This window comes from Burkholderia sp. MSMB1078WGS (assembly GCF_001528895.1).
Classification (GTDB): Bacteria; Pseudomonadota; Gammaproteobacteria; order Burkholderiales; family Burkholderiaceae; genus Burkholderia.
The window spans coordinates 86,063-94,539 of record NZ_LPDI01000088.1; the positions used below are offsets into that span (position 1 = coordinate 86,063).

Sequence of the window (8,477 nt, forward strand, 5' to 3'; positions counted from 1 at the left end):
GCAGGCCATCCGGCCAGGTCGAAATAGGTACCACTTAGTGGCATATAATCCAGTGCCACGCCCGGCCGGCTCGACAGGCCCGCTTCCGTACGACGCGTCTTCATGTGGAGATTTGCAGTGGCTAAAACGCGATTCAAGCGCGACGCGACGGAGGCGGTCCACAGCGCCGCATCGGGGCTTTATCGCGCCAACCTGCTCGACAAGAAGACGATGCGCGAATACGACGATCTCTGCATCGAAGCCGCGCCGCAATTCGCTCCGGAAGCGATCGCCCGCATCCGCAAGGCGGTCAACGTCAGCCAGAGCGTGTTCGCGCTCTACCTGAACACGACGACGTCGACGATCCGCCAATGGGAACAGGGCGACAAGCGGCCCAGCGGCATCGCCGCGCGCATGCTCCAGATCGTCGAAAAACACGGGCTCGAGGTGTTCTCCTGAGCCGGCTTCCCCGAATGCACATGATCGGCCCCGGCCGGACGCGCCGCAACGAATATGACGGAGAGACAATGGCAAGACTGTTTGGATGCGGATTGCTGGCGCTGACGTTCGCGTCGACGGGCTGGGCCGCCGAGCACTACGTCGAGGTCTGGAACCCGCCGGAGGCGCGGCAGCCCGCGGCTCGGGCGCAGGATGCCCGCACACCGGCCGCCCGCCCGGGCGCCGACGCGCGCACCGGCAAGAGCGCGGAGAAGCACGCGAGCGCCACGCCGAAGGCCGCCGCGAAACCGCACAAGCGCCGCGTCGCGCAGGCCATGAAGGCCGGCTCGCACCGCCCGGCCGCCGCCGCGACCGACACTCCGGCCGCCCCGCGCCCCGTTGCGCAACCCGCGCCCGGGCGTCTCACGGTGATGCAGCCCGCCGCGCCGGACACGACGCGCGCGCTCACCTTCTCCGACATCCCGCGTCAATACACGCCGGACGGCAACGTGCTGCAAGTCGGCACACAAGGCCGCTCCGCGAAGGTGACCCGATAATGGAAGCGCAGACCTACCGCGGCTACCAGATCTGGGGTCATGCGATTCTGCAGCAGGAGGAGATCATGCAGCCCGAGCGCTTCGCGGCGAGCGGCACGATCACGCAGAACAACCGGCTCGTCGAGGCCTCGGGCGTGCTCGGCGTGTTCGACACCGAGGACGACGCGCGCGAGGCGGGACTCGAATGGGCGCGCGCGTGGATCGACAACCACGCCTGACCGACACCGCCGCATGCATCCCGAATGAAAGAAGGGGCGTCCATGACGCCCCTTTCTTTCATTCGAACCGGGAAGCCCGGAGACACTCACGCCGCGGCGCGCGGCGGCCTCACCGTCTGCCGCGGCCGGCCGACGAGACGTGCCAGCACGACGATCGCCGCGAGCGTCGCGACGTACGCGGCGATCTGGATGCCCGCCGGACGCGCGGTATAGCCGATCAGCGTATGCAGCGCCTTGCCGACGATGCTCGACTCCTTGAGCAGCCACGACGTGTCCCAGACCGCATCGCCCCACGACGGCACGAGGCCGGCGGCCAGCAGGAAGCCGACGCACTGGCTCGCCATGCCCGCGGCGAGCAGCACGATCAGCCCGTTGGTGACGGAGAACAGGCGCTTCAACGGAATCTGCAGCAGGCCCGCATACATCGCGTAGCCGAGCCCGGCGCCGCCGAGCACGCCGAGCAGCCCGCCGGCGATCATCTGCGGCGTCTGGCCCGGGTCGCCCGCCGCGATCCCGTACAGGAACAGCACGGCCTCGGAACCCTCGCGCAGCACCGCGACGCCGACCACGATCGCGAGGCCCGTCAGCGGCCGGCTGCCTTCGGCGACGGCCCGCCCGACCTGACCCATGTGCAGCGCCATTTCGCGGCCGTGCCGGCTCATCCAGATGCAGTGCCACGCGAGCATCAGCGTCGCGACGAACATCACGCCCGCGTTGAAGACTTCCTGGCCCATGCCGGACGCCCATTGCGAGATCGCGTCGGCGAACGCCGCGATCAGGCCGGCGCCGACCACGCCGCCGACCAGCCCGCCGCCTACCCACCAGCCGCGCCGCGGCACGCCCTTCGTGGCGGCCATCACGATCGAGACCACCAGCGCGGCCTCGAGCACTTCACGAAAGACGATCAGGGCAGTAGACAGCATGTCGGTATCGGCTTACTTGACGGTCAGGTGCGTCTTCGACTGCGCTTCGTGATACTCGTCGTGGAACTCGTAGGTCCCGGCCTTCAGCGGCCCGACCAGAATCTCGACCGACTTGCCGGCCGGCACGACCTTCTCCGCCTTGAAGTCGTCGCTTTCGAATTCAGCGGGCGTCGCATCGAGGTTCTTCACGACGAACTTCACCTTCTTGCCGGCGGGGATCGTCACGCCCTCGGGCGAAAACTTGTGGTCCTTCAACGTCAGGTTGACGACATCGTCGGCAGCGAAGGCGGACGCGGCCGAGGCGCCCAGCAGGGCCAGTGCGAAACCGATAGCGAAACGGGTCATGTGCGTAATGAACGGAAATATTGAAGGGAATCGATACTAAGATCGATTCGCATTTTCACCTCGGAGTACCCTCACTTCGATCATGGAAATCGTACGTCGTCGATCCCAAGCACGCTTTGTCGCGCAAGGCTCCGCGAGAATTAGCCGACAATGTGCAGTCGTCAATCGGGAAAAATTCGGACTGACCCGCGCGCGCAAATGACCATTCGTCAGACCTCAGCATTACAAATCGCCGATGCGATGCCCTCAACCGCATGCGACGCTTGACCTTCCCACCGTGGCAAGCTTCATGCTGAACGTACTCGTCAATCACTCACCGGAGAGAACACGATGGAATTCGAAGTCCAGGACATGACCTGCGGCGGCTGCGCCAACGCCATCACACGTGCGGTGACCGCCGCCGACCCCGCCGCGAAGCTCGACATCGACGTCGCGGCGAAGATCGTCAAGGTCGACTCGGCGCAAGGCGTCGAGCGCGTACGGTCGATCATCGAAGCCGCCGGCTTCCATCCCGCACTGCGCACCGCGTAACGCGCGCCAAAGGCCGCGGAGGTCATTGCGGGCGCAGCGCCGGACGGCGACGCGCCCGCACCCGGCGGCCTGTCAACGCAGCCGGATCAGCGTCGACTTCAGTTCGGTGTACTTCTCGAGCGCATGCAGCGACTTGTCGCGGCCGTTGCCCGACTGCTTGTAGCCACCGAATGGAAAGTTCATGTCGCCGCCCTCGTCATAGCAGTTCACCCACACGGTACCTGCACGCAGCCGGCGCGACACGTCGTGCGCGGTCGTCAGGTTCGACGTCCACACGGCCGCGGCCAGCCCGTATTCGGTATCGTTCGCGATCCTGACGGCCTCGTCGACGTCGTCGAACACGATCACCGACAACACCGGCCCGAAGATTTCCTCGCGCGCGATCTTCGCATCGGGCTTCACCTCGAACACCGTCGGCTCCACGTAGAAGCCGCCCGTTTCCGCGTTCACGCGCGCACCGCCGGTAACGAGCCGGCCTTCGCTGCGCCCCGCCTCGATATAACCGAGCACGCGTTCGAGCTGGACGCCGTCGACGATCGCGCCCATCGATACCGACGGATCGAGCGGATTGCCCGGCACGTACGCGCGGGCGGCCGCGACGAGCTTCTCGATGAATGCGTCCTTGATGTCGCGATGCACGAGCAGCCGCGAGCCGGCCGTGCACATCTCGCCCATGTTGTAGAAGATCGCGCCGGCCGCCGTTTGCGCCGCGCGGTCGAGATCGGGGCAGTCGGGCAACACGATGTTCGGCGACTTGCCGCCGAGCTCGAGCCACGCGCGCTTCAGGTTCGACTGCGCCGCGTACTGCATGATCAGCTTGCCGACCGCCGTCGAGCCCGTGAACGCGATGCAGTCGACGTCGCGATGCAGCGCGAGCAGCTTGCCCGGTTCGCCCGCGCCCGGCACGACGTTGAACACGCCGGCCGGCATGCCGGCCTCGAAGGCGAGCTGCGCGACGCGGATCGCGGTCAGCGGCGATTTCTCCGACGGCTTCAGCACGACGCTGTTGCCGGCCGCGAGCGCGGGACCGAATTTCCATGCGGCCATCAGGATCGGGAAGTTCCACGGCACGACGGCGGCCACCACGCCGACCGGTTCGCGCGTGACGAGGCCGACGAGATGATGATCGGCCGGCGCGACCTCACCGCCGACCTTGTCGATCGCCTCGGCGAACCATTCGACGCAGTATGCGGCGCCCGGCACGTCGACCGTCGTCGTGTCGCCGATCGGCTTGCCCGCGTCGAGCGTTTCGAGCAGCGACAGTTCGTCGAGATGCTCGCGCATCAGCGTGGCCCAGCGCAGCAGCACGGCCTTGCGCGCACGCGGGTTCAGGCCGGCCCACACCCCTGCGTCGAACGCGCGGCGGGCCGCCGCGACGGCGGCGTTCACGTCCGCTTCGCCGCAGTCGGCGACCTTCGCCAGCACGCGGCCGTCGATCGGGCTCACGCAGTCGAACGTCCTGCCGCCGTGCGCGTCGCGCGATGCGCCATCGATGAATGCGCGCCCTTCGATCGCGAGCGACGCCGCCTTGTTTTGCCAGTCAGCCAAAGTCAACTTGTTCATCAGGATGCCTCAATGGTTTGGCATTCGCGATGCGGCGCGCCGCGCGCCTGGCGCGCAGCCGGCCGGCGGCGAATGCGGTGACGCGCGGTCAGAAGGTCGCCGGCGAATTGGCCGACACGACCTCGCAGAGCAGTTCCGCGCTGGGATTGCGAAAACGATGCGGCAAGCGGCTTTCGAAGTAGTAGCCGTCTCCGGGGTCGAGCAGCCACGTCGCGCCGTCGACGGTCAGCTCGAGCCGGCCCGACACGACGACGCCGCCCTCGTGCCCCGCATGCACGAGCATCTCGGGCCCCGTGTCGGCCAGCGGCTGGTAGATCTCGCGCAGGATGCACATGTTGCGATCCTTCACGTTCGCGCCGACCAGGTGAAACGCGAGCGAATCGTTGCCGAGGTTCGGCATCTCGTCGCGACGCGACACGACCGCGCGCGATTCGACGAGCTCGAACGTAAAGAACTCCGCGAGACTCATCGGGATGCATTCGAGCAGTTTCTTCAGCGACCCGACCGACGGGCTCACGCGGCCCTGTTCGATCAGCGAGATCGTGCCGTTGGTGACGCCGGCGCGTTTCGCGAGTTCGCGCTGCGACAGGCCATGCTTGTTGCGCACGAAACGCAGGCGCTCGGCGACTTCGGTGGACATCGATTCGGTTTCGGACACGATAAGTGCGATGACAAAGTGAAACGACGCATGGGACAGCCGTTGAATATTCTAATCACTTTATGCCGCACATCAGCGGGGAAAACCCTGAAAGGCGTTCGAAATAATGAACGGCGCGCCGACCATTCCTTTTGCGAATCTTTTGTTCGCACTGCTCGGGAAAGCCCTGATGCAGGACCATTAAAAAACATTTGACGCCGTTATTGGCTCGTATATGCTGGCTCTCAGGTCAGCGTCATCAGGCTTTCACAGGCCTCGAAAAGCGTTATCGCAACGCAGCAGTCGATGCCCGTCAATGCACATGACGCCGGGCCGGCACCTTGATTATTTTAAACGCCCCGCGCGTCGAAACGATCAGGTGTTCAATACTTTCAACAAACCAGTCGAGTGTAATCGTGAGAGTCCGTGGCCCTCTGGTGAGGTGGGATCGAGGCGATGTGCGAAGTTTGCGCGGCGCCGTTCCCGCTTCCGACGGCAGTTGCGGCTGGCATAGTCCTCGCCTGCTTCACCTGTCGATCTACACCATCCTGTCCCGTCGTTCCGTTCGGCGCCACAACGCCGTTTCCGCACGCGCATTCGTCGCCGTCGATACCGACGAAGTGGCGTCGCTGCTGCCGTAGCGCCTCTCCTTTCTTCACGTCGTTCGTTTCGTCCGTCGATTCGCCAACCGCATCGTCCGTGCGGTGACGGAACGCGTTCGCGCATTCGTTGCGGCGTCGCGTATCGCGATGAAACGAACGACGGCCTGACCGTCGCGCGCAGCGCGGATCGCCACGCCATCCCGTTGCGCCCATTCACCAGCGGCCGTGCGCCCGACGCCCGGCTGCGGGGTCGTGTCGCGCCCGCGTTTTGCCGCATTCGGGCCGACGTGCGCCACGTCCCTACGGATTACTGATTGACGTCATGGAAAGGAAACCTCTCGTCGGCATCACCGCCGACTTCACCCAGATCGGCGCGCACGCGTCGCATACGGTCGGCGACAAATACGTGGCCGCGATCGTCGACGGCGCGCAAGCGCTCGCGATGGTGCTGCCGGCGCTCGGCGAACGGCAGTCGACTGCCGACGTGCTCGACGCCGTGGACGGGCTGTTGTTTACCGGCAGCTACTCGAACGTCGAGCCGCATCGGTACGGCGGCGAGCCGAGCGAGCCCGGCACGAAGCACGACCCCGCCCGCGACGCGACGACGCTGCCGCTCTTGCGTGCGGCCATCGTCGCGGGCGTGCCCGTGCTCGCCGTGTGCCGCGGCTTCCAGGAGCTGAACGTCGTTTGCGGCGGCACGCTGCACCAGCGCGTACATGAAGTGCCCGGCTTCGCCGATCACCGCGAGGACGACGACGCGCCGATGGATACGCAATACGGCCCCGCGCACGTCGTGCGCCTGACGCCCGGCGGCCAGCTGCATGCGCTCGCCGGCGGCCGCGACGAAGTGCACGTGAACTCGCTGCACAAGCAGGGCATCGCGCAGCTCGGCTCCGGCCTCGCCGTCGAGGCCGTCGCGCCGGATGGCCTGATCGAGGCCGTGAGCGTCGTCGACGCACCCGCGTTCGCGCTGGCCGTGCAGTGGCATCCGGAATGGCGACACGCGCAGGACCCGCTGTCGAGCGCGATCTTCCGCGCGTTCGGCGATGCGTGCCGCGCCCGCCGCGCCGAACGCACGCGCGCCATGGCCGCCGCCGCGCTCGCATGAGCGCGCCAACCAGACAACGAGAACAGACATGCAAGACATCGAAGGCTTTCTGAAGCAGCACCGGATTACCGAGATCGAAGCGATCATTCCCGACATGGCCGGCATCGCGCGCGGCAAGATCACGCCGCGCAACAAGTTCACGTCCGGCGAATCGATGCGGCTGCCGCAGGCCGTGATGGTGCAGACCGTCACCGGCGACTATCCGGAAGACGGCTCGCTGACCGGTGTGACCGACCCCGACATGGTGTGCGTGCCCGACACGTCGACCATCCGCCTGATCCCGTGGGCCGTCGACCCGACCGCGCAGGTGATCCACGATTGCGTGCATTTCGACGGCTCGCCGGTCGAGATCTCGCCGCGCTACGTGCTGCGCCGCGTGCTCGACCTGTACAAGGCAAAGGGCTGGAAGCCGGTCGTCGCGCCCGAGCTCGAGTTCTATCTGGTCGACATGAACAAGGACCCCGACCTGCCGCTGCGCCCGCCGGTCGGCCGCACGGGCCGCCCCGAAACGGGCCGCCAGTCCTATTCGATCGAGGCCGTCAACGAATTCGATCCGCTGTTCGAGGACATCTACGAGTACTGCGAATCGCAGAACCTCGACATCGATACGCTGATCCACGAAGTCGGCGCCGCGCAGATGGAGATCAACTTCATGCACGGCGACGCGCTGTCGCTGGCCGACCAGGTGTTCCTGTTCAAGCGCACGGTGCGCGAGGCCGCGCTGCGCCACAACATGTACGCGACGTTCATGGCCAAGCCGATGGAAGACGAACCGGGCTCGGCGATGCACGTGCACCAGAGCATCGTCGACGAGGAAACGGGCCAGAACCTGTTCACGTCGCCGGAAACCGGCGGCGCGACGTCGATGTTCTACAACTATCTCGCGGGGCTGCAGAAGTACACGCCGGCGCTGATGCCGATCTTCGCGCCGTACATCAACTCGTATCGCCGCCTGTCGCGCTTCATGGCCGCGCCGATCAACGTGCAATGGGGCTACGACAACCGCACGGTGGGGTTCCGCATCCCGCATTCGGGCCCGGCCGCACGCCGCATCGAAAACCGCATCCCGGGCGTCGACTGCAACCCGTACCTCGCGCTCGCGGCGACGCTCGCGGCTGGCTATCTGGGCATGACGCAGCGCCTGGAGCCGACCGAGCCGCTCGTCAGCGACGGCTACAGCCTGCCGTACCAACTGCCGCGCAACCTCGAGGAAGGGCTGACGCTGATGGCCGCGTGCGAGCCGCTCGGCGAGATCCTCGGGCACAAGTTCCTGAAAGCGTATTTCGCGCTGAAGGAAACCGAATACGAAGCGTTCTTCCGCGTAATCAGCTCGTGGGAACGCCGCCATCTGCTGCTGCACGTGTAAGCGTGCCAACCGCATACGGAATCACGGAGGAAACATGACTTACCGCAACGAATCGGCCTGGATCCAGCCGGCCGCGCCGACTGCCACGGCCGCCGCGCCGCGCGCGACGCAGGCACGCTCGACCGCCGAATACCGCGCGCTCGACGCCGCGCACCACATCCATCCGTTCTCGGACATGGGCGCGCTCAATCGCGCGGGCAGCCGCGTGAT

At 66.3% G+C, this 8,477-nt stretch carries 11 protein-coding genes and 1 pseudogene; 8 read left to right on the forward strand and 4 right to left on the reverse strand.

Going from position 1 to position 8,477, the window contains the following annotated elements; genetic code table 11:
* The first annotated feature begins 117 nt into the window (after positions 1 to 117).
* The 3 genes from WT24_RS22085 (at position 118) to WT24_RS22095 (ending at position 1,192) form a co-directional block, all read left to right on the forward strand.
* Positions 118 to 438: a DNA-binding transcriptional regulator gene (locus WT24_RS22085; protein ID WP_060035856.1), complete on the forward strand. Its 321-nt coding sequence runs from the start codon at positions 118 to 120 to the stop codon at positions 436 to 438.
* 68 nt (positions 439 to 506) lie between these two features.
* Positions 507 to 974 (forward strand): hypothetical protein, encoded by a 468-nt coding sequence (locus WT24_RS22090; protein WP_060035863.1) that lies wholly within the window; start codon positions 507 to 509, stop codon positions 972 to 974.
* On the forward strand, positions 974 to 1,192 hold the full coding sequence (locus WT24_RS22095) for a hypothetical protein (protein ID WP_059506475.1): 219 nt from the start codon (positions 974 to 976) through the stop codon (positions 1,190 to 1,192). The genes WT24_RS22090 and WT24_RS22095 overlap by 1 nt, the downstream gene beginning before the upstream one ends.
* Positions 1,193 to 1,278: 86 nt before the next feature.
* Here WT24_RS22095 and WT24_RS22100 read toward each other — a convergent pair whose 3' ends face one another.
* Both WT24_RS22100 and WT24_RS22105 read right to left on the reverse strand, forming a co-directional pair.
* Positions 1,279 to 2,115 carry an FTR1 family protein gene (locus WT24_RS22100; RefSeq protein ID WP_059506477.1) on the reverse strand — a complete coding sequence of 279 codons (837 nt, stop codon included), beginning with the start codon at positions 2,113 to 2,115 and terminating at the stop codon, positions 1,279 to 1,281.
* 12 nt (positions 2,116 to 2,127) lie between these two features.
* The gene (locus WT24_RS22105) at positions 2,128 to 2,460 is read right to left on the reverse strand and encodes a cupredoxin domain-containing protein (RefSeq protein ID WP_059506479.1); all 333 of its coding nucleotides are present in this window, start codon (positions 2,458 to 2,460) and stop codon (positions 2,128 to 2,130) included.
* Positions 2,461 to 2,790: 330 nt separating this feature from the next.
* Here WT24_RS22105 and WT24_RS22110 point away from each other — a divergent pair, with 330 nt between their 5' ends.
* The gene (locus WT24_RS22110) at positions 2,791 to 2,991 is read left to right on the forward strand and encodes a heavy-metal-associated domain-containing protein (protein ID WP_059793491.1); all 201 of its coding nucleotides are present in this window, start codon (positions 2,791 to 2,793) and stop codon (positions 2,989 to 2,991) included.
* A gap of 72 nt (positions 2,992 to 3,063) precedes the next feature.
* On the opposite strand, the gene WT24_RS22115 is transcribed toward WT24_RS22110, so the two are convergent.
* The gene (locus WT24_RS22115) at positions 3,064 to 4,554 is read right to left on the reverse strand and encodes an aldehyde dehydrogenase (protein WP_060035857.1); all 1,491 of its coding nucleotides are present in this window, start codon (positions 4,552 to 4,554) and stop codon (positions 3,064 to 3,066) included.
* A gap of 88 nt (positions 4,555 to 4,642) precedes the next feature.
* Positions 4,643 to 5,194, reverse strand: a complete 552-nt coding sequence (locus WT24_RS22120; protein WP_059506493.1) for a cupin domain-containing protein — start codon at positions 5,192 to 5,194, stop codon at positions 4,643 to 4,645.
* A 455-nt stretch (positions 5,195 to 5,649) separates the two neighbouring features.
* Between WT24_RS22120 and WT24_RS35440 the strand changes: the two genes are divergently transcribed.
* The 4 genes and pseudogenes from WT24_RS35440 to WT24_RS33350 form a co-directional block, all read left to right on the forward strand.
* A complete protein-coding gene (locus WT24_RS35440; protein WP_060035858.1) occupies positions 5,650 to 5,832 on the forward strand; it encodes a hypothetical protein in 183 nt (60 codons plus the stop codon).
* Positions 5,833 to 6,115: 283 nt separating this feature from the next.
* A complete protein-coding gene (locus tag WT24_RS22135) occupies positions 6,116 to 6,901 on the forward strand; it encodes a gamma-glutamyl-gamma-aminobutyrate hydrolase family protein (RefSeq protein WP_059793485.1) in 786 nt (261 codons plus the stop codon).
* 28 nt (positions 6,902 to 6,929) lie between these two features.
* A complete protein-coding gene (locus WT24_RS22140) occupies positions 6,930 to 8,267 on the forward strand; it encodes a glutamine synthetase family protein (RefSeq protein ID WP_034208577.1) in 1,338 nt (445 codons plus the stop codon).
* A gap of 34 nt (positions 8,268 to 8,301) precedes the next feature.
* Positions 8,302 to 8,477, forward strand: a pseudogene (locus WT24_RS33350) (aspartate aminotransferase family protein); the annotation flags it as partial.

Coding starts and splice junctions, on each gene's coding strand:
- WT24_RS22115 (WP_060035857.1), bottom strand. CDS start 4,554: ATGAACAAGTTGACTTTGGCTGACTGGCAAAACAAGGCGGCGTCGCTC.
- WT24_RS22135 (WP_059793485.1), top strand. CDS start 6,116: ATGGAAAGGAAACCTCTCGTCGGCATCACCGCCGACTTCACCCAGATC.
- WT24_RS22110 (WP_059793491.1), top strand. CDS start 2,791: ATGGAATTCGAAGTCCAGGACATGACCTGCGGCGGCTGCGCCAACGCC.
- WT24_RS22140 (WP_034208577.1), top strand. CDS start 6,930: ATGCAAGACATCGAAGGCTTTCTGAAGCAGCACCGGATTACCGAGATC.
- WT24_RS22120 (WP_059506493.1), bottom strand. CDS start 5,194: ATGTCCACCGAAGTCGCCGAGCGCCTGCGTTTCGTGCGCAACAAGCAT.
- WT24_RS22105 (WP_059506479.1), bottom strand. CDS start 2,460: ATGACCCGTTTCGCTATCGGTTTCGCACTGGCCCTGCTGGGCGCCTCG.
- WT24_RS22090 (WP_060035863.1), top strand. CDS start 507: ATGGCAAGACTGTTTGGATGCGGATTGCTGGCGCTGACGTTCGCGTCG.
- WT24_RS22100 (WP_059506477.1), bottom strand. CDS start 2,115: ATGCTGTCTACTGCCCTGATCGTCTTTCGTGAAGTGCTCGAGGCCGCG.
- WT24_RS22095 (WP_059506475.1), top strand. CDS start 974: ATGGAAGCGCAGACCTACCGCGGCTACCAGATCTGGGGTCATGCGATT.